Below are 20,111 nucleotides of genomic sequence, written 5' to 3' on the forward strand. Positions count from 1 at the left end.
TCTGGGGGGTGGGATGGGAGTGGATCCTCAGGAAACTATTAGGAAAGTTTCCTTTAGATTTAGAGACGACGGTAACCCCTGCCTGCGGCGGCGTCAACAACGGCTGTAAGGCGGAGGTCAGCCTTCCCGGGAGAAGCGCTGGAACTCGGCGAGGACGCGGGCCGCCTCCTCCGCGCCGACCGGCGGGCAGGCGTACCCGGCGGCGGCGATGTGCGCGCACAGCTCGGGGTCCGGCCTCAGGTGATGGGCGCGCAGGTAGTAGGTGACCGTGTCGGTCCAGACGTGGACGCCGTCGGTGCGGAAGCTCACGGGCACCACCCGGCCGCGCCCGGGATCGACGCGGTCCACGTCGAGACCGGTGGTCGCCAGGAGGGGCGCGCCGGCCTCCAGGTAGCGGGCCAGCCGCTCGCGCTCCTCCGCCTCCGGCACGCGGGGATGTCCGGGCTCGAAGTACGGCACCCCGTCCCTGACCCCGTCGAACACCCGGGCGACCTTGATCATCCTTGTCCCCTGAACTTGTGGCGGTCGAGCATGGACGGCTGCCAGTGCGTGATGGCGTACAGGCTGATCAGCTGCTCCCTGTCGATCTCGCGCAGCGGCAGCTCGTCCAGCAGGCGGCGGAACGACTCGGAGTCGTCGCCGCGCTCACGGTGGTGGCCGACCGGCTCGGGCGGTCCCGCGTCGACCTGACCGGCCAGCGTGCCGTCGGCCAGGGCCAGGACGAGCCGTACCTGCGCCTGGATGACGCCGGGCTCCAGCGTCCCGTCGAACAGCCGGAACTGGACGTGGTCGCCGACCTGCCCGCGCACCTCGGTCATGCTGACGGCCGACGTGGCGCCGTTGGCCTCGGCCAGCGCCCCGAAGTAGTAGGGCCGCAGGCCGGGTTTGGGGATGTTGGGCACGCACTGCTCGAACCCCCGGTGCAGCCCTCCCTCGGCGAGCGGGTTCTGCGCCAGCCGGAACAGGATGTCCTGGTTGCCCCGGACGTTGTCGAGGAGCTTGAGGTAGTTGACCACGGTGCGGTAGTCGGGCGTGCCGACGTGGATGTGCCCGCCCACGCTCATCCTGACCTCGCCCCCGTGAGCCCGGATGATCTCCACGACCCGGGCGAGGTTGCGCCAGGTCGCGGGAGTGTCGCGCAGGATCGGCGAGACGACCTCGCCGGCGACGCCCACGCTGGTCTCGTCCTCGACCCACCAGCCGGAGGCGTCCTCGTCGTAGCCTCGCTCGTGGCCGACATGGTGGTCGAGGACCCGCCGGTCGCGGCTGAGGCCGGCCTCGTGCAGGGCGCGGGCGATCGCCTCGTTGACGGCCGGGTGCCGCTCCGGCGCCACCCCGGGCAGGCTGTACTCCAGCTCCAGGCCGAACGCCCGGCGGCTCCCCCCGGAGTCGAACAGCAGCGGCACGACGTCCGCCACCCGCCACCGCGTCTGGAAGATCGCCTGCGCCTGGTCGCGGATCCGGTCGAAGACCGTGGGGGCGTCGGCGTAGCCGAAGTGGTGGACGGGGGCGGCCTGGCCCGCCGCGTCGCCCATGGCGTTCCAGCTCACGTGGTAGAGGTTGTCCAGCATGCTCTCGTACCAGTGGAGGCGGCGCGTCTCCTCGAAGGCGGGCCGCAGGGCCGTGATCTCCTCGACGATGGACTCCATCTCGGCGCGGGTGAGCGGGTTGTCGATCCACTCGCCGTCGATGTCCATGTAGTGGCGGGAGAAGTCGTTCTGGGCGAATTCGGCCTTGTCCTCCGCGAACGAGAAGGACCGGCTCAGGTCGAGCCCCGTCAGCTTGTCCCCGCCGTGGCCGAACCAGTTCCGGTGCCGGCCGTCGGTGTTGGACACCAGCATGTCGAGCAGGCCGAGGCGCTTGCCTCCCTCGCCGTGGAAGTAGCGGTGCAGCTCCATCGGGGGGATCTTCTCGGCGGGGGTGCCGTCCACGAACTGCATGTAGACGGCCTCGCGGTTGAACGGGTCGCGCACGATGTGCGGCACGGGAGCGCCGACGGCGCGGCCGACGAGGGAGGCCAGCAGGTCCTTGATCAGCGTCACCTGACCGTAGGTGTGGAGCTTGCGGATCAGCACCAGACCGTCGTGGAAGCGGACGAGCTGGACGACGCCGTGCTGGCCGTCGGCGCGGAAGCTCACCCTGTGCCGCCCCAGCTCCAGCCGGGCCTTGAGCTCGGCCTCGTCGATCGGTCCCCTGGGGAGCTCACGCGCCTGCCGGGGCAGGTCCATCGGGACGGCCGGCTGCTCGTGCGGCCGTTCCGGCTGGACGTGGTGCCAGGACCCGTCCTCGCGGAAGACGGGGCGGCCGTCGGGCCGGTACTCCGGGACGCCGCCCGTGTGGGGCAGCCGGTCGGCGCCGATGTAGACGTACTTGTCGGCGGCGATGACCTGACGGCCGGTGATGTCGGCGATCTCCTGGAGCACGGCGCGGTTCTGGCCGACGTCGCACGCGATGAGGCGGATCTTGGCGTCCGGGTCGGCCATCACCTTCGGGTCGTGGGCGAGCATCGTGCCGACGTCGCGGGCCGACAGCCGCCGGTCGCCGACGACGAAGCCGTCCCGGTCGGCCTGGATGCCCACGTCCACGACGCCCTCGGTGGGGCGCAGCAGCCGCATGTCGGCGGTCGGCAGGACGTGCCGGCCGGGTTCGCGGTACCAGAGGCCCGCGTCGACCTCGACCCGGGACTGGCGGACGATCTCCCGGTGCGCTTCGGCGAGCTCGGGCGCCCCGCGCCCGCCCTCGTGGCCGGTCGTGCGGTCGTGGGGGACGCCGGCGGGCGGCTCGGCGTGACCGGGGTGGTCGGCGCCGCCGAAGTGGTGGGCCACGCCGGCGCCGGCGAGCGCGCGTTCCCCGCCCGGCGCGGGCGCCTCCGGCCGCGCGACGGCGACGGCGTGGGCGTCCGCCTTCGGCGTGTGCCCCAGCCCGGCCAGCGCCGTCCCGTCCGGCCCCTCTCCCGCCAGGCTCTTGCCGGTGAACGCGGCCTCTCCCAGGCGGGGCGCCTCCCCCACGTGCGGCAGGTCGAGACCGGCGCCGCTCTTGAGCGGGACGTGCTCGGCGCGCCCCGCCCGCCCGTCGACGCCCCCGACGAACCCCGACACCAGCGCCTTGGCCAGGTTCTCCGGGGTGAGCTGCCCCGACTCCATGAGCATGGGCAGCGAGCCGATGACCGAGGCGACGGCGCTCTGCGTCGCGACCCCGCCCATGGTGTGGGTGAGCCAGGCGGCGACCCGCTCGCGGCCGGTCATGTCGGCCTTGAGCACCTCGCCGCCGAGCATCCTGGGCCCGCCCAGCCGGACGACGCCCGCGCCCAGCGCCACGAAGGCCAGGCCGGTGAGCAGCCCGCCCTCCAGGGCCGCCACCGTCTTGTCCCCGTCCCAGGAGTGCCGCTTGCCCTCGGCGATCTGCCAGACCTGCACCCCGGCGTCCAGCCCGGTCATGAAAGCGATGCTGAGCAGCAGCATCTTGGCCACGATCCGGACGTTCAAGCGGGCCAGGCGGCAGGCGGGTCCCTGGAACATCAGGGACCTGCCGCCCGTCAGCGGCGCGAGCGCCCGGGTGCGCAGCAGCACGAAGGCGAGCAGGACGAGGCACAGCGCGATGTACTTCTGCGTGTAGTCGCTGTCGAGGCCGTAGCGCTCCAGCCGGTCGGCGGCGTCCTCGCTGGAAGCCGCCAGCGTCTCCAGGAAGACGGGGTCCTCGGTGGTGTACCGCTTCCAGTACGCGCTGAGCGTGTCGGCGGCGGGCCCGCTGGCGTACTGGAGCACGAGCCGCAGGGCCTCGTCGCCCTCGGGGCCCGCCGTACGGCACTGCTCGGCCGCCGCGCGCAGGACGCGGGCCTGGGCCTGGCACTGATCGGCGTCGGTCTCCGGGTAGTCCATGCCGACGACCCAGCCGAGGAACGGCTCGACGATCGGGAAGACCGGGCCGAGCAGCGAACGCAGGTCCACGCGTCAGGCCCGCGGGTGCGGCTGGTCGACCTGCTGGTAGAGACGGGCGGCCGTCCCGACCTGCTCCTCCAGGTGGTCCATGCGCCGGGCGCCCTGCTCGCAGCCGCCGGCCAGGCCGTCCAGCCGGGCGGCGAAGTCGGCGGCGAACTGCCGCCCGTACTGGTCCTGGCCCCACGGGGCGGCGGCGAGCACGCCGTCCACCAGCCCGCGCGCCTCGCGCAGCCGTTCCGCGGGATTGCTCCAGGAGGTGCCGGCCCGGCGCATGTGCGCCCAGGCGACGTCGAAGCCCTCGGCCCACGCGCTCACCGGCGGCCCTTCCTGTCGTGGCGGCGGGAGGCGGGCGGGACCGGCGGGTCCGGCAACAGCGCGCCCAGGTCGAACGCGCCGGCCGCCGGGTCCCCGGCGTCCATGCCCTCGGGCATGAGCGGGGCCATGATCTCGTGCGACCGCTCGGCCACCTCGGCCTGGGCCCTGGCGATCTGCTGCTGGACGGCCCGGGCCAGCTCCGTGGGCGACAGCCGGCCGTACACGCGGGGATGGAAGACGATCTCGTCGATCCTGCCCTGCGGGCCCGCGGTGACGGTCACGTCGCCGTCGGAGACCGTCGCGGTGACCTCGCTGAGGCGGGCGTGGGCCTCGTGGACCTCGCGGACCTGCCGGTCGTATTCCTCGACCAGGCTCTCGATGGCGGCCTGCAGGTCATCGTGCATCCGTCGCCCCTTCGTTCGCCATGGTGCAAGTATCGCGGAAGTGACGCGAGAGGCGGGGGTTACGCGCTGTTTTGTAATCCTTTGTGATCAATCGCCGAACTTCTCGATCCGGTCCTTGAACAGGGTGGTGGCGATGGCCGCCCGGTGCGGCTGGCCCTTGAGGAACGCCTGGGCGAACTTTTTGGCCTGCTCGTAGGTGACCTTGCCGGGCATGGGCGGCTCGTTCGGGTTCACCGCCACGTCCACCAGCGCGGGCCCGTCGTGCGCGAGGGCCGCGCCGATCGCGCCCGCGACGTCGCCGGGCTTGGTCACCTTCGCCCCGAACCCGCCGCACGAGACGGCCCACGCGGAGTAGTCCGGCTCGGGGTCGGGGAAGCGCACCCCGTGCTCGGGGTAGCCGAGCACCATCTGCTCCCACAGGATCTGGCCGAGGGAGTTGTTGTTGTTGATCACGACCTTGACCGGCAGCCCGTGCCGGGCGGCCGTCAGGAACTCGGCCATGAGCATGGCGAAGCCGCCGTCGCCGACGTACGCGATCACCTGCCGGCCGGGGTACGCGTGCTGCATGGCGATCGCGTACGGCAGGCCGGGCGCCATCGAGGCGAGGTTGCCCGACAGGTAGAACTCGCGCCCGTCGCGGATCGTCCAGTGGCGGGCGGCCCAGGTGGCGACGGTGCCGCTGTCGCAGGTCATGACGGCGTCGCCGGCGGCCAGGTCGTCGAGCACGGACACCACGTACTGCGGCGCGATCGGGTCGCGCTCCGGGTTCTCCAGCGCCTCCATGTCAGAGCGCCAGGCGGCCGTCTTCTTCTGGTACGCGCGCAGGTGGGAGACGTCCTCCCGCGGGTCGAGCAGGGGCAGCAGCGCCCGCAGGGCGTCGCGGGCGTCGCCGACCATGGGCACGTCGGTGGGCATGCGCGCGCCGGCGCGGGCCGGGTCGGCCTCGATCTGCACCACCCGCACCTTCTCCGGCCGGGGCAGGTACTTGGTGTACGGGTAGTTGGTGCCGACCATGAGCAGCGCGTCGGCGTCGTCCATGAGCTCCTCGCTCGGGCGGGTGCCGAGCAGGCCGATGCCGCCGGTCGTGTACGGCGAGTCGTCCGGGATGACGGCCTTGCCGGGCAGCGTCTTGACCACGGGCGCGCCGAGCGCGGCGGCGACGGCCAGCACCTCCTCGCGGGCGTGCAGGGCGCCCGCGCCGACCAGCAGGGCGGGTCGTTCGGCGGCGTTGAGCACCTCGGCCGCCGCGTCGAGGTGCTCCTGCCGCGGCACGCCCGGCGGGCGCAGGTACGCCGCGGTGGACTGCGGTGCGCGCACCGGCCCGACGTGCGCGAACGGCGCCTCCCCGGCCTCGGCCACCTGGACGTCGTTGGGGATCGTGAGGTGGGCGACGCCGCGCCGGGCGTAGGCGGCGCGGACCGCGAGGTCCACCACGGCCGGGAGCTGCTCCGGGTTGGTGACCATCATGTTGTACTCGGCGACGTCCTCGAAGACCCGGTCGAGGTGGACCTCCTGCTGGTAGCCGGTGCCGAGCACGGCGGTCTCCTGCATGCCGGTGATCGCGAGCACGGGCGCGTGGTCGAGCTTGGCGTCGTACAGGCCGTTGAGCAGGTGGATGCCGCCGGGCCCCGACGTGGCCAGGCACACGCCGATCCTCCCGGTGGCCTTGGCGTAGCCGGTGGCCATGAACGCCGCGGCCTCCTCGTGGTGGACGAGGACGAAGCGGACCTTGTCGCGGTGGCGGCGCAGCCCCTCCATGATGCCGTTGATGCCGTCGCCGGGCATGCCGAAGACGGTGTCGACGCCCCACTCGGCGAGCCGTTCGATCAGGGATTCCGATGCGATGCGAGCCATGGCGGCGCCCCTACCCGGATCCGGGCGGGGCAGACGCCTCGCCCCGGGTCCCCGTCGCGATTTGGACTCGTTATGCCGGGGCCTCTTGCTGGGCTTTCTCCGGATTCTGTACGGTCCTTTCGTTGCTGCTTAACAAGTTGTTCAGTCCAGCCGGTCGAGGGGTTCGATGAGCGAGTCGGAGACGGCGCGCCTGGGCGCCCGGGTCCGCGCCTACCGCACCATGCGCCGGATGACCGTGCGCGGGCTCGCCGGCGAGGCGGGCGCCAGCGCCAGCTTCATCAGCCAGCTCGAACGCGGCCAGGCCGGCGCGAGCGTCGGCATGCTGCGCCGGATCGCGCTGGCCCTCGGCGTCACCGTGGCCGACCTGTTCAGCGAGGACGACGAGGTGGGGCACCGGGTCGTGCCCCGTTCCGGGCGTCCCGAGCTGCCCGCGGGCCCGGGCGCGCGCAAGTACCTCATCTCCCAGCGGCCGCTGCGCAACCTGGAGATGTACGCCGGGGAGTTCGACCCGGGCGCCTCCACCGGGGCCGAGCCGTACACGCACGGCGACTCGCAGGAGATCCTGCTCGTGATCCGCGGCGAGGTCGCGCTCTGGCTCGGCCCGCCCGGCGAGGCCGCCCGGCACGTCCTCGGCCCCGGCGACAGCGTGGAGTACCGCACCTCGGTCCCCCACCGCGTGGCCAACGAGGGCGAGCGCACCGCCGAGGTCCTGTGGGTGGTGAGCCCGCCCACACCGGCCACCTGACCCCCGTTCCGCCACCGTGCCTGTCAAGGGGTCACGATGAGGAACATGAACCTGCACCACCGGAGCACGGGCGCCGATCGGCGCCGCCGCTCCGGGCCGCCGGCCCGGCGCCCCGCCGGGAGCGGCCGACGAGGAAAGCGGGACACCGTCCGAACCCCCCGACACGACCGAAAGAACCAGGAGACCAGAGTGACCCGCTGTTCCACCCTTCCGTCCCGGGCCGAGGGGCGGCGCGCCGGCGCCGTGAGCGCGCCGTGAAGGCCGGCGTGCCGCTGACCGCCGACTTCGCCAACGGCGGCGTGTCCTTCTGGTTCCGCCAGGCCGGCCTGCCCGCCCGGCGCGCGGCCCTGCCGGGCGACCGCGACTACGACGTGGCGATCGTCGGCGGCGGCTACACCGGCCTGTGGACCGCGTACTACCTGAAGAAGGCCGACCCCGGGCTGCGCGTTGCGGTCCTGGAGAAGGAGTTCGCCGGGTTCGGCGCGTCGGGGCGCAACGGCGGCTGGCTGTCGGCCGAGTTCGCCGGGTCGCGCAAGCGGCACGCCAAGGCGCGCGGCCGGCAGGCCATGATCGATCTGCAGCGCGAGATGTTCCGCACGGTGGACGAGGTCATCGAGGTGACCCGCGCCGAGGGCATCGACGCCGACATCCACAAGGGCGGCGTCATGCACGTCGCCACCAACCCGGCGCAGCGCCGGCGGCTGCGCGCCGAGACGGCCGAGCTGCGCGCCTGGGGGTACGGGGAGGACGACGTCCGGCCGCTCGACCGCGACGAGCAGCGGGAACGGCTCCAGGTCGCCGGCACGCTGGAGGCCACCTGGTCGCCGCACTGTGCCCGCATCCAGCCGGCCAAGCTCGCGCTCGGCCTGGCCCGGGCCGTGGCGGAGCTCGGCGTGGACGTCTTCGAGGGCACGACCGTCACCGCGATCCTGCCCCGCCGCGGCGCCGGGCGGGCCGCGGCGGTCACCACCCGGGGCACGGTCCAGGCCGACTACGTCATCCGCGCCACGGAGGGCTTCACCGCCAGCATCGCCGGCCAGCACCGGCAGTGGCTGCCGATGAACAGCTCCATGATCGTGACCGAGCCGCTGCCGGCCGAGGTGTGGAAGCACATCGGCTGGTCGGGCAGCGAACTGCTGGGCGACCAGGCCCACGCCTACATCTACGCCCAGCGCACGGCCGACGACCGGATCGCCATCGGCGGGCGCGGCGTGCCCTACCGGTACGGCTCGCGCACCGACCAGCGCGGCGCCACCCAGGCGTCCACGGTGGCGCTGCTGTGGCGGATGCTGGTCAAGCTGTTCCCGGCCGCGGCCGACGCCCGGGTGCAGCACGCGTGGTGCGGGGTGCTGGGGGTGCCGCGCGACTGGTGCTCGACCGTCCACCTCGACCACGCGACGGGGCTCGGCTGGGCCGGCGGTTACGTGGGCAGCGGCGTGACCACGACGAACCTGGCCGGCCGTACGCTGCGGGACCTGGTGCTGCGGCGCGACACGGAGCTGACGGCGCTGCCGTGGGTCGGGCGTCAGGTGCGGCAGTGGGAGCCGGAGCCGCTGCGGTGGACGGGGGTGCAGCTCATCTACGCGCTGTACCGGGCGGCCGACCGCAACGAGAACGACAGGGGCACCACGACCTCGCCCTACGCCCGCCTCGCGGATCTGATCTCGGGCCGCTGACCGCCGGGGCCCGGCTCCGGCGCGCGCGTTTCCCCGCCCGGGGCCGGGACCGGAGCCTGCTCGCGGACGGCCGGGGCCTGCTCGCGGAGGTTCGGGCTCGGCTCGCGGAGGGCCGGGGCGAGGAGGATCACCGGCACCACCACGGCGGTGATCACCGTGAAGGCCACCGGATAGGAGACGGCGCCCGCGATCCACCCGGTGACGGCCGGCGCCGTCAGCCCCGACAGGTACGTGATCGACGCGACCCCCGCGATCCCCGCTCCGGGCGTCGTCCCCGTCCTGCCGGCCGCCGCGATGACCAGCGGCATGACGACCGCGACCCCCACCCCCATGACGGCGAACCCCGCCACGCCCGCCAGCGGCGCGCGGGAGGCGACGACGACGGCGCCGCCTGCGACGGCCAGGACGCCGCCCGCCCGCACGGCCGTCACCGGCCCGACCCTCCGGACGACCCGGTCGCCGATCAGCCGGGTCCCCGCCATGCAGAGCATGAACGTCGTGTAGCCGGCGGCGGCCGGTCCGGGGCCCGCGCCGGTGACCTCGGTGAGGTAGACGGCCGCCCAGTTCGCGCTGGCCCCCTCGGCGAACGTGGCGCAGAAGCCGATGATCCCCATGACCACGAGGACCCCCGAGGGCAGGGCGAACCGCGGCCCCGAGGACGCCCGGTCGCCGCCGGGCGCCGCGGCCCGTGGCCGGTCGCCGGGCAGGAGGTCGCGTCCGGTGGCCACCCCTACGACGAGCAGCACCAGGGCCGCGCCTCCGAGGTGGAGGCGGGCGTCGACGCCGGCCTGCGCGGCCAGGGTGCCGGCGCCGCCTCCCGCCAGGCTCCCCACGCCCCACATGCCGTGGAGCCCGGACATGATCGAGCGTCCCAGGTGCCGTTCCAGGACGACGGCCTGTGCGTTCATGGTCACGTCGCACGTCCCGGCGGCCATGCCGTACGCGAGGAAGGCCGCGAACAGCCAGGCGGGGGCGGGCGACAGCGCGGGAAGGGCGAGCCCGGCGCACCAGAGGGCGAGCAGGAGCCGGGTGGCGGCGCGCCCGCCGATGCGGTGCGCCAGCCGTCCGGCCAGGGGCATGCCGAGGACGGCGCCGATCGGCGGGCAGAGCAGGGCGAGCCCGAGCATGCGGGGGTCGAGGGCGAGGTGGTCCTGGATCCAGGGGATGCGGGTGGCGAGGCTGCCGGCGACGGCGCCGTGCACGGCGAACACGCCGGCGATGGCGCGGTGATGGCTCATGCCCGGAAATTATCAGGAAGGCTCCCTGATGGAAACAGCGCATGCATCGGCGGGGCCGACCTGGCCGGCCGGCGCAGGAGCGGCTCGCCGTGGCACCCCCCTCCCTGGAACTGCCGCACGCCGGGCGGCGGGAACGTTTTATGGAAGGGACCCTGACTAATATCGGAGGCGTGAAGACCGCCACCGGAGACGTGAAGACGGCCACCCCGTCGCTGGCCCGGGCCATCAATGACCGGCTGGCCCTCGACCTGCTGCTCCAGCACGGACCGCTGACCGCTCCCCAGTTGCGCGCGCTCACGGGGCTGTCCCGGCCGACGGTGTCCGACCTCGTCGAGCGCCTCACGGGTCGTGGCCTCATCGAGGTGACGGGCGAGTGCGGCGAGGACCGGCGCGGCCCCAATGCCCGGCTGTACGGGATCGTGGCGGGACGCGCCCACGTGGCGGGGGTGGACGTGCGCCGCTCGGCGGTCCACGTGACGGTGGCGGACCTCGCGGGGAACGCGGTGCGGACGTCCCGCCGCAAGATCGCCCCCGCCCTCACCGAGGATTCGGCCGCCCTCACCGCCGATCCGCCCGCTCTCACTGCCGATCCGCCCGGCCTCGCCGCCGATCTGCCCGGCCTCGTCGCGGAGGCGGTCGCGGAGGCCGCGTCGGGACGGGAGCTGGAGGCCGTCGTCATCGGAGCGCCCGGCCTCGTGGACCCGCGCAGCGGTGACCTCGGGTCGCCGAACGACGTGCCCGGCTGGCGCCCCGGCCTCCCGCCCGAGGTGGGCAGGCGCCTCGGAGCACCGGTGACCCTGGAGAACGAGGTGAACCTCGCCGCCGTCGCCGAGCTGCGTACCGGCTCGGCCGCGGGGAGCGAGGACTTCGTCCTGCTGTGGCTGCACGACGGGGTGGGCGCCGCGGTCGTCCTGGGCGGCCGGCTGCGCCGGGGCGTCTCGGGCGGCGCGGGCGAGATCGGCTTCCTGGAGGTGGACGGGATGTCGTACTGCGATCAGGTGGGAGCCGAGGCCGCCCGCGACCTGTCCCCGGAGGCGCTGGCCGGCCGGATCGCCAAGGGCGCGGCCGCGCTGGTCACCATCCTGGACCCGGGTCTGGTGGTGCTGGGCGGCGCGACCGGCCGCGCCGGCGGCGACACGCTCGCCGACCTCGTGTCCGATCGGCTGAGAGCGCTCTCACCCGCCCCCACGGAGGTACGGCCGAGCACGGTGGCGGGCAACGCCGTACTCCAGGGCGCGGTCCTGACGGCCCTGGACCTGGCCCGGGACGCCGTCTTCGGCTGACCCCCGCTTGAGCGGCCGGCACTCGCGACACGGGCTTCGACCACGGATGCTCTCTCAGGCGCTCCCCTGGGCGGCCCGACCCGCAGCACGACCTTCGGCGGACCTGGCCGCAGCACGACCTCCGACGGACCGGCCTGCAGCACGACCTTCAGCGGATCGGCCCTCTGCACGACCTCCGACGGACCGGCCCTCTGCACGGCCTTCGGCAGACCGGAACACCGCCACGTACACCACCAGGACACCGCCGAACACCGGCAACCAGGCCAGCCGGGCCGCCACCCAGGCCGCCGAGCCCGGCACCGTGTGCAGCCCGGGCAACGGAGTGCCCGCGAGCATGCCCAGCCCCGTGACGGCGATCATGGCCGTCTGGTGCCAGAGGTAGATCGTCATCGCCGACAGGTTCGCGAGCGCCACGACCGCCCAGGCGACGGGGCGGCTGCTCAACGCCCTCCGCAGAGGCCCGAGCAGCAGCAGGGCGGCCCCGCTCTGGGCGAGCCCGAAGGTCACGGCCGCGAGGGTCGGCGGGGACTGGTTGGAGACACGGGCGCCCGGCACCCCGACCATGGAGGCCGGGTATCCGGCCCGCAGCACGAGCAGGGCGGTGACGGCCGCGCCGCCGATCAGCAGCGCCCACCCGGCCCACCGTCCCGGCATCCGGCCGCCGGCCCAGGAGGCGCCCAGGCAGTACGGCACCAGCCACCCGGCGGCCACGTTCACCCAGCCCACCCATGCCGGCCCATCCAGCCCGAACCTGACCAGATCGGTCCCGGCGACGACCGCGAGCGGCCACACGGGAGACAGCCGGACCGCCACCGGCGTCGCCGCCGTCAGCACCGCGAACACCAGCAGGAACCACAGCGGCGACCACACCAGCTTGGCCAGGGCCCGTACCGTCCCGACGTCGGCCCCGGAGGCGAGCATCACGACCACCGCCACGCCCCACACGGCCGCGAGGGGGATGAGCGGCCTGCACAGCCGCGCCATCCGGCGGCGCAGCCAGCGCCCGTACGAGTCTCCGCGGGCGCGGGCGGACGCGTGACCCGCGGCGGCCGTCCAGCCGCCGACGAGGAAGAAGAGGGCCATGGTCTGGAAGATCCACGAGACGGGCGCCAGCCACGGCAGGTGCCGCAGCGGGCTGGCGACGCGCAGGGTCCCGCTGTCGGCGACCAGCGCGGTGACCAGCCAGTGTCCGAGCACCACGCCGAGGATGGCCAGAGCCCGCAGGCCGTCGGCCCCGCGGTCCCGATCCGCGGGAGTCGCCGCGTCAACCCGTCGCACCCACCCGGGGAGCCGGCCCGCGGGGGTGAGCCCGCTCGCGCGCGGGGAAGGGCTCGCGGCGGCGACGCGCCGCACCAGGTCACGCACCGCCCACCGCCCGAAGGGGAGCCCGGCCGGAGAGGATGCGGGCGATGGTGCGCAGCGACAGGGAGCCGGCTCTCAGGTAGTCGCTGTGGCCGCCGTCGCCTGCCGCGAAGATCCGGGCGCCGAACGCCGGGGACACCGGATCGGCCCCGAGCCCGAAGGTGGCGAAAGGCATACGGATCAGGGCGTGCGGGAGGTGGGCGATCCAGTCGCGGGTGCCGCGTCCGGCCCAGACCTCTGCCCGGGTACGCAGCCCGGCGGCGTCGTCCACGGCCGCGCCGGGAGCGCCGGCGAACACGATGGCGGAGACGTCCAGCCCTGAGCCGTCCAGCCCAGGGGCGGCCCGGCCGCAGACGGCCGCGCCGTACGAGTGGCACAGCAGGGAGATCCGCGCGCCGGGCCTGGCCGCGCGCAGCTCCCGCACGAACGCTCGCAGGGCACGGGCCCCGGCCTCGGCGAGGTCGGGCGTCAGCACCGCCAGGGTGGCGGTGGCGGGCGTCCGGTAGCCGAGCCACGCGATGACGGCGGACCGTCCGCCCAGTTCGTCGCGCAGTCTCAGGGAGCCGCCGTGCAGGTGGCCGTACTTGTCGAGGTTGGTGTCGGAGCCGGGGACGACGATCGCGATCCGCGTGGCCGTGGCCAGGTCGCCGAAGACCTCGGCGGCACGGCCTCCGTCGCGCCCGTCGAAGAACAGGAACCGGCGGCCGGGGACCGCCATGTCACGCAGCCGCGCGGCCCGCCACAGGTCACCGCGCCGCGCAGCCACGCGCTCGGCGGCCAGGATGCCCTCGCGGGCGGCGGCGTACCGTACGTCCAGATCATGCGGGAGGGCCCGTAACGGGGTGACGGGGGCAGGGACAGGCGCCGGAACGGCCTGAGGCCGCGCCGCGACCGAGACCGGCCCTGCCACCGAGGCGGCGACGATCAGGTTGAGCACGGTTCCGCGCAGCCGAGCCGCCCTGGCCCTGACCCGGCGAAGGCGGTGGGCGGACATCGGGCCGCGGGGAGGGATCTCCCCGCCGGCCGGAGCAGACAGCGAGGGGGATGGCCGCGCAGAGGCCGACGGCGGATCACCATGCGGCGCGTCGGCAAGCGGCAGGTCGGCAATCGGTGGACCGACAAGCGCCGGACCGGCAGGTGGCCCGTCGGCAAGCGGCGGCTCGTCCAACCGCGGACCGGCAAACAGCGGATCGCCGACTGGCTGGGCACATCCCAGGTGCGGCTCGTAGGTGTGGATCACCTCACCGACGGTGACCGAGTCGGCATATGCACCACATCGGACCACCGACGGCATTCGTCCCGGCCCCTATAGACCCAGGTCGTACAACCCTGGTCCGATGCCCGCCCCTGGCCCCCGCCGTTACGATCTGCGCATGCAGGTCACACCTCCCCCACTGCTCAAGCGCGTGCCACCCGGCGCATGGGCGGCCGTGGCGTGGTGCGCGGGCTTGGTGTTCACGTTCCTCATGCGGATCAGGCTGCCCGGCGAGTGGGAACCCGCCATGCTCCCCGGCGTCGTGCTGTACCAGCCCGACGGGCTGATGTTCCTCGCGGTGGCCACCGGTTCGACCTTGGCGGCCTGCCGGCTGCTGACCCGCCGCCCGCTGGTCGCGTTGGGGCTGATGCTGGCCGCCTCCGTGATCGCGTGCGTCCCGCTGGGGGTGGGCGAGATCCCGTTCGCCCAGTATCTGGCGGTCGACGTCGCGCTGTACGTCATCGCGGCCACCCGGTCACGGCGGACGGCGCTGGCGGCCCTGTTCTGGGCGCTCGCCCTGCTCAGCGGCTACCTGACCACGCGGATGCTGTTCGGCTGGCCCATCGGCACCTCGGCGGAGCTGGCCGTGGCCATGGGGGCGGTCATCACCTGGCTGATCGGCCGCTCGTCGCACCAGGCCCGCGAGCACGCCGAAGCCCTGACCGCCCGGGCGGCGGCCCAGGCGGTCACGGACGAACGGCTGCGCATCTCCCGGGACCTGCACGACACGGTCGCGCACAGCATGGGCGTCATCGCCCTGCAGGCGGGCGCGGCGCGGCGGGTCATCGACACCCAGCCGGTGCGCGCCCGTGAGGCGCTGGCGGAGATCGAGGCCGTCGGCCGGGAGACGTTGTCGGGGCTGCGCCGCATGGTCGGCACGCTCAGACAGCCCGCGCCGTACGACTCCACACAGGCTGCCGCAGGCGTCCCGAACGGCCATGCGCCGCAGCCACCGCACGACGCAGAGGCGACGACGCCGCACGACGCAGAGGTGACACCACACGACGCAGAAGTGACGCTGCACCACGCGGAGGCGACGCCGCACGACGCGGAGGCGACGTTGCGGACCCGATCCCCTGAGGGCATCGCGAGGACATTGGCTGACCGTCTCGCGATGACGGCGGCACGCGACCAAGCCGCAGCTCGCGAGCCACGGCGCGACTTCGGCGGCTCGCCGGCGCACCCGCTCAGCCGGCTGGATCAGCCAGGGGAAGCCGTACGCACCCCAGAGCCCGGATCGACCCCGAGGACGACATCCGGCGCGGCCGCCTCATGCCTCGGCCTCGACTCGGCCGGCTCGATTCCCATGTCCGGCACGGCCGGCTCGCACCTCGACCCCAACTCGGCGGGCCCGACTCCCATGTCCAGCGCGACCAGCTCGCACCTCAACCCCAACTCAGCAGGTCCGGTTCCCGTGTCTGGCGGCGCGGGCATCGCCTGTCCTGTGCCTGATCCGCCTCCAAGAAGCCAAACGCGAAGGCCCGGCTCTCCGTACCCCCGCCTGTTGGCGGCCGAGGCGGAAGAGGGCGGACGCCTCCGGCCCGGGCTGGCGGATCTCGGCCGACTGACGGCGACAACCACGCACGCCGGGGTCCGCGTCGACGTACGCCAGCTGGGGGAACCACGACCGCTACCAGCCGACCTCGACGTCTCCGCCTACCGCGTCATCCAGGAGGCGGTGACGAACGTGGTCCGCCACGCGGCCGTCGACTCGTGCCAGGTATCGATCGCGTACCACCAGGACGCGCTGTCGATCGAAATCCTGAACGACGGACCGGCGGCCCGCAGCCTCGCGGAAGGGGACAGCCATGCGGGTGCCACGAGCGGCGCCCACGCGGGCGGGGGCGCTGACCCCGCAGACGAAGGTGCCCACGTGAGCAGCAGTGCTTGGGAGGATGAGAATGAGACCGGTCGCTCAGAGGGTGGTGGGTACGGATTGACGGGGATGCGGGAGCGGGTCTGCCTGCTGAACGGAGAGCTCCACGCCGGGCCACGTCCAGAGGGCGGGTTCCGGGTGGCGGTACGCCTGCCTCTCCCGGTAGGAGCGTGATGACGGACGGCGTCGTCGTTCCGCCCGCACCTCCCGAAGGGAACGTGACGGCAGACGAAATCGTCCTTCCGCCCGCACCTCCCGGCACGAGCGTGACGGACGGCGTCGTCGTTCCGCCCGCCGGTCGGCCGCCCGTTCGCGTCGTCCTGGCTGACGATCAGCCCCTGATCCGCGCCGCCCTCCGCATGGTCATCACCGATGCCCCCGACCTGGAGCTCGTCGGCGAGGCGGGCACCGGTTCGGACGCGGTGAGGCTGGCCGAGGGCCTGCGGCCGGACGTCGTGGTGATGGACATCCGCATGCCGGGCATGGACGGCATCGAAGCCACGCGGCTGATCACCGCCGGGCCCAGCGGGGCGCAGGTCGTCGTGCTGACCACGTTCGACGACGACGACTACGTGTACGGCGCCCTGCGCGCGGGCGCGTCCGGCTTCCTCGTCAAGGACATGGCCCTGGACGACATCCTGGGGGCGATCCGGGTGGTCGCCGCCGGCGACGCGCTCATCGCGCCGAGCGTCACCCGGCGGCTCATCGAGGAGTTCGCCGTCCGCCCCGAACCCGCTCCGGCTCCTGCCCCGCGCAAGCTGGAGGGCATCACCGGCCGTGAGCAGGAGGTGCTGACCCTCGTCGCCCGCGGTCTGTCCAACACCGAGATCGCCGCCGAGCTGGTCATCAGCGTGGCCACCGTGAAGGCGTACGTCACCCGCCTGCTGACCAAGCTCGACGCCCGCGACCGCGTCCAGCTCGTCATCATCGCCTACGACGCCGGGCTCGCGTCCGGATCGAGATAGGTCAACTTCCGGGCGGCCCAGCTCCTCCGGTCAGCTGCTCGACCAGTATCAGCCGCTCATCGCCGTAGACCGGTCTGGCGAGGCGTGCGCGAACCCGGCCAGGCGGGCCCGAACTCGGGCAAGGCCAGCGCGAGCCTGGCCAGCTCGGCGCGAACCCGGCCAGGCGGACGTGAACCCGCAAGGCCAGCGCGAACCCGGCCAGACGGACGTGAACCCGGCCAGGCCGATGCGAACGCAGCCAGCTCGGCGCGAACCCAGCCGGGCGGACGTGACCCCCGCAAGGCCGACGCGACCCCAGCCAGACGGGCGCCAACCCGGCCGGCCAGGCAGGCCCGAACCCCTCAAGGCCGGCGCGAGCCCGGCCAGGCGGGCGCGAACCCGGTCAGCGGGCGCGAGCGTGCGGACCGCCTCGATTCGCGACGGCCGGCGAAGCGCTCCTCCGGCACAGCGGCGGCGGCGCCAATGGCGGCCTTACGGCGTCGCAGCGTCGGCTACGTCTTCCAGGACCTCAACCTGATCCCGTCACTCACAGCGGTGGAGAACGTGATGCTGCCGGGCGAGCTCGACGGCGTCCGCCCCCGCCGCGCCCGCGAGGAGGCCACGGGGGTACTGGCGGAGATCGGCGTGGAAGACCTGGCCGACCGCTTCCCCGAGAAGCTGTCCGGCGGCCAGCGGCAGCGGGTCGCGATCGCCCGCGCTCTGGTCGGCGAGCGACGCCTGCTGCTGGCCGACGAGCCGACCGGCGCGCTGGACACCCGCACCGGCGACGAGATCCTCCAGGTCCTACGCGCCCGCTGTGACGCGGGCGCGGCGGTCCTGCTCGTCACCCACGAGCCGCGCTACGCCGCCTGGGCCGATCGGGTGGTGTTCCTCCGTGACGGCATGGTCGCCGACTCCACGGACGGGTCGCTGGTGAGCGCCCGATGAGCGCGGTTCTCGCCGCGCTGCGCATCGCCCGCCGCAACGCGTGGCGCTCCCGAGGGCGGAGCGCGCTCATCATGGTGATGATCGGCCTGCCCGTCCTGGTGATCACCACGGTTCTCACCCTCGTCGAGACCATGAGCGTCAGCCCGCGGGAGGGGCTGATGGCCGCACTCGGCGCGGCCGACGCCCGCCTCATGCAGGCGCCCGGCGGCACGGTGCTCCACCAGCAGCCGGACGGGACGAGCTGGGACACGAGCGGCGGCGGAGCCAACACGGCCGGGCGGAGCGCCGCCGACGTGGCGGCGCTGCTCGGGCCGGGCACCCGGTTGATCCCCCTTCGACACCGGCGTGCTCCGATTGGGCTCGCGGCGTTGACGGCCACGGTCGTGGCGGTGGGCATCGGCACGTACAGCGCGTACATGGACGAGCGCAACGCCTACACCTCGGCGCGCCCGACCGGCATGCTGGCGATCTGGGCCGGCACCATCGGCGACCCGGCCTGGAGCAGGCTTCGCTCCGAGGCCGTCCGCCGGCTGCCGGGTGTGCCGCTGGCCGCCGGTTATCAGGTCAAGGACGCCCAGGGCCACCGTTACGCGCTGCGGTACACGGTGCGTTGGAACGGCATTCGCACGCGTCGCACGGCGGCCGTCGGAGACCGGACACTGCTCAGGCTCCTGCAGGGGCGCGACGATCCGCGGGCGGCCGCGGCGCTGGCCGGCGGCAAGGCCGTGGTGTTCGACGCGGCCGCGCTGCGGGACGGCAAGCTGGCGTTGCGGGCGAGCTCCACGTCCGGCCCCGCGCGCAGGCTGGAGGTGCCCGCGGTGCCGGCCACGCCCGCCGACGAGCACCAGAGCGGCGCCCTGCTGCCCCGTGGCCTGGTGGAACAGGCCGGATTCTCGACGGCGGAGCGCCAGCTCTACGCGATGTACCGGCCGTCACCGCAGTCGACGCTGGCACGCGATCTGGCCAAGGTGACTCCCCGCGTCACGGTCGCCTCCGAGGAGGGCTATCGCAACGTGCCCGACCCCAGCCTGTGGGGCTGGCTCGGCGGCGCCCTGGTCCTGGTCGTCGGCGGCACGCTGGCCGCCACGCGCCTGGCGGCCGCCGACATGCGGCCCGAGCAGGCGACGATGCTGGCCATCGGCGCCCCACCCACGATGTTGCGTACGGTCGTCGCCGGCCAGGCCCTCTACATCTCCGGGCTCGGCGCGCTGGTGGGGCTGCTCGCGGGAACGGTGACCGGCCTGGCGCTGACCCGGCCGATGACGACGCACGGCGCCGGGGATCCCGTCACGATCGCCGTGCCCTGGCCGTTTCTCGTCGCCGTCGTGGTGGGGCTGCCCGTTCTGGCGAGCGCGGCGGCGCTGGTCATCCGGACCGGGCCGCCCCTCGCCCGCCGGCTCCTGTGACGCGCCGGGCCCAGGAGAGGCCCGGCCCCGACAGCGGCAGGGGCGCGGTCACTGGCACTTTCCCTGCAGCCAGGTCTTGAGCTGGGGCGTGTAGTCGGTGGCCACCCGCTTGGCGCCGCTCTGGAGAGCCGTCTGCCACGCGTTCTCGTTGAGCCGCCACGAGGGAGGCGGCTCCTCCCAGTCGGTGACCTCCGGCCAGACGGGCCCGCCGCTCAGCACCTGGGACAGGCCCGCCGCGCTCACCTGCCTCCGGAGCTCGGCGGTGATGGCGCCGTCGTGGGAGTACAGGATGATCTCCTGCGATCGGTAGGACTCCTTGACCGGGCCGAGCACCTCGGCCCAGGCCCGCGACTTGATCGTGGCGTCGGAGCTGAGCAGCGACTGCCGGGCCTCCGGCTTGATCTCGACCAGCCCGACCATGCCCGCGCTCTTCATCGCGGTCAGCCATGCGCGGAAGGTGTAGACGGTCTCGCCGGGGAACAGGCCCCGGTTGATGGTCCGGCCCTGGAGCGCGGTGTCGCCGGCCGCCCACCAGATGTCGGTGATGTTCTTCTTCGTGCCCGTCAGGCCCCACGTGGAGGTGTTGTGCCACATGACGGCCTTGGTGCCGTCCTTGGTGAGCTGCAGGTCGGCCTCGACGCCCGACGCGCCCCACGCCTTGTAGCGGCGGATGGCCGTGGGGTTGTTGGGCTGACGCACCTGGTCCCGCTCCCACGCGTTGGGCCCGGTGGGGTAGCCGCCGTGCCCGAAGATCTGCGGGCACGCGGGGAGGGCCGAGAGTGACGGGGAGGTAAGTAACGAGGCCAGCATCAGGGCGGCGAGGGGGACTGCCAAGACTCACACCTTTCGATCTTGTCGTGCCCTCGC

At 73.8% G+C, this 20,111-nt stretch carries 15 protein-coding genes and 1 pseudogene; 7 read left to right on the top strand and 9 right to left on the bottom strand.

What is annotated here, in order from left to right; genetic code table 11:
* Positions 1-117 precede the first annotated feature (117 nt).
* The 5 genes from HTZ77_RS41145 to HTZ77_RS41165 all read right to left on the bottom strand — a co-directional run bounded on the left by HTZ77_RS41145 (position 118) and on the right by HTZ77_RS41165 (position 6,511).
* Positions 118-501, bottom strand: coding sequence for a hypothetical protein (locus HTZ77_RS41145; protein WP_175595215.1), 384 nt, complete (start codon positions 499-501; stop codon positions 118-120).
* The gene (locus tag HTZ77_RS41150; RefSeq protein WP_175595216.1) at positions 498-3,947 is read right to left on the bottom strand and encodes a WXG100-like domain-containing protein; all 3,450 of its coding nucleotides are present in this window, start codon (positions 3,945-3,947) and stop codon (positions 498-500) included. The genes HTZ77_RS41145 and HTZ77_RS41150 overlap by 4 nt, the downstream gene beginning before the upstream one ends.
* 3 nt (positions 3,948-3,950) lie before the next feature.
* The gene (locus HTZ77_RS41155) at positions 3,951-4,253 is read right to left on the bottom strand and encodes a type VII secretion target (RefSeq protein WP_175595217.1); all 303 of its coding nucleotides are present in this window, start codon (positions 4,251-4,253) and stop codon (positions 3,951-3,953) included.
* Positions 4,250-4,657: a YbaB/EbfC family nucleoid-associated protein gene (locus HTZ77_RS41160; RefSeq protein WP_175595218.1), complete on the bottom strand. Its 408-nt coding sequence runs from the start codon at positions 4,655-4,657 to the stop codon at positions 4,250-4,252. The genes HTZ77_RS41155 and HTZ77_RS41160 overlap by 4 nt, the downstream gene beginning before the upstream one ends.
* Before the next feature lie 87 nt (positions 4,658-4,744).
* The gene (locus tag HTZ77_RS41165; protein ID WP_175595219.1) at positions 4,745-6,511 is read right to left on the bottom strand and encodes a thiamine pyrophosphate-dependent enzyme; all 1,767 of its coding nucleotides are present in this window, start codon (positions 6,509-6,511) and stop codon (positions 4,745-4,747) included.
* A gap of 166 nt (positions 6,512-6,677) precedes the next feature.
* On the opposite strand from HTZ77_RS41165, the gene HTZ77_RS41170 reads away from it, so the two are divergent.
* Both HTZ77_RS41170 and HTZ77_RS41175 read left to right on the top strand, forming a co-directional pair.
* Positions 6,678-7,256 (top strand): helix-turn-helix domain-containing protein, encoded by a 579-nt coding sequence (locus tag HTZ77_RS41170; RefSeq protein WP_175595220.1) that lies wholly within the window; start codon positions 6,678-6,680, stop codon positions 7,254-7,256.
* Between the two features lie 254 nt (positions 7,257-7,510).
* Entirely contained in the window at positions 7,511-8,932 is a 1,422-nt protein-coding gene (locus tag HTZ77_RS41175; protein WP_175595221.1) for an NAD(P)/FAD-dependent oxidoreductase, read from the top strand.
* Here HTZ77_RS41175 and HTZ77_RS41180 read toward each other — a convergent pair.
* Complete coding sequence (locus HTZ77_RS41180) at positions 8,896-10,170, bottom strand: MFS transporter (RefSeq protein WP_175595222.1); 1,275 nt, start codon at positions 10,168-10,170, stop codon at positions 8,896-8,898. The two genes, HTZ77_RS41175 and HTZ77_RS41180, sit on opposite strands and share 37 nt — an antisense overlap.
* Before the next feature lie 170 nt (positions 10,171-10,340).
* Here HTZ77_RS41180 and HTZ77_RS41185 point away from each other — a divergent pair, with 170 nt between their 5' ends.
* Complete coding sequence (locus HTZ77_RS41185) at positions 10,341-11,453, top strand: ROK family transcriptional regulator (RefSeq protein ID WP_328809067.1); 1,113 nt, start codon at positions 10,341-10,343, stop codon at positions 11,451-11,453.
* 54 nt (positions 11,454-11,507) lie between these two features.
* Here HTZ77_RS41185 and HTZ77_RS41190 read toward each other — a convergent pair whose 3' ends face one another.
* Positions 11,508-12,818 (bottom strand): acyltransferase family protein, encoded by a 1,311-nt coding sequence (locus tag HTZ77_RS41190; protein WP_328809068.1) that lies wholly within the window; start codon positions 12,816-12,818, stop codon positions 11,508-11,510.
* Positions 12,811-13,809 (bottom strand): alpha/beta hydrolase, encoded by a 999-nt coding sequence (locus HTZ77_RS41195; RefSeq protein WP_175595224.1) that lies wholly within the window; start codon positions 13,807-13,809, stop codon positions 12,811-12,813. Before HTZ77_RS41195 ends, HTZ77_RS41190 begins: the two co-directional genes overlap by 8 nt.
* Positions 13,810-14,317: 508 nt before the next feature.
* Here HTZ77_RS41195 and HTZ77_RS45620 point away from each other — a divergent pair.
* The 4 genes and pseudogenes from HTZ77_RS45620 to HTZ77_RS41220 all read left to right on the top strand — a co-directional run bounded on the left by HTZ77_RS45620 (position 14,318) and on the right by HTZ77_RS41220 (position 19,244).
* Complete coding sequence (locus tag HTZ77_RS45620; RefSeq protein ID WP_205304599.1) at positions 14,318-16,120, top strand: ATP-binding protein; 1,803 nt, start codon at positions 14,318-14,320, stop codon at positions 16,118-16,120.
* Positions 16,121-16,212: 92 nt separating this feature from the next.
* Entirely contained in the window at positions 16,213-16,911 is a 699-nt protein-coding gene (locus tag HTZ77_RS41210; RefSeq protein WP_328809076.1) for a response regulator transcription factor, read from the top strand.
* Positions 16,912-17,364: 453 nt separating this feature from the next.
* Positions 17,365-17,838, top strand: a pseudogene (locus HTZ77_RS41215) (ABC transporter ATP-binding protein); the annotation flags it as partial.
* On the top strand, positions 17,835-19,244 hold the full coding sequence (locus HTZ77_RS41220) for an FtsX-like permease family protein (RefSeq protein ID WP_175595226.1): 1,410 nt from the start codon (positions 17,835-17,837) through the stop codon (positions 19,242-19,244). The pseudogene HTZ77_RS41215 and the gene HTZ77_RS41220, both read left to right, overlap by 4 nt.
* A 48-nt stretch (positions 19,245-19,292) precedes the next feature.
* On the opposite strand, the gene HTZ77_RS41225 is transcribed toward HTZ77_RS41220, so the two are convergent.
* Positions 19,293-20,078: a glycerophosphodiester phosphodiesterase family protein gene (locus HTZ77_RS41225; RefSeq protein ID WP_235995943.1), complete on the bottom strand. Its 786-nt coding sequence runs from the start codon at positions 20,076-20,078 to the stop codon at positions 19,293-19,295.
* Between the last annotated feature and the right edge of the window lie 33 nt (positions 20,079-20,111).

The sequence above is a fragment of the Nonomuraea montanisoli genome (assembly GCF_013363975.1).
GTDB classification, from domain to species: Bacteria; Actinomycetota; Actinomycetes; order Streptosporangiales; family Streptosporangiaceae; genus Nonomuraea; species Nonomuraea montanisoli.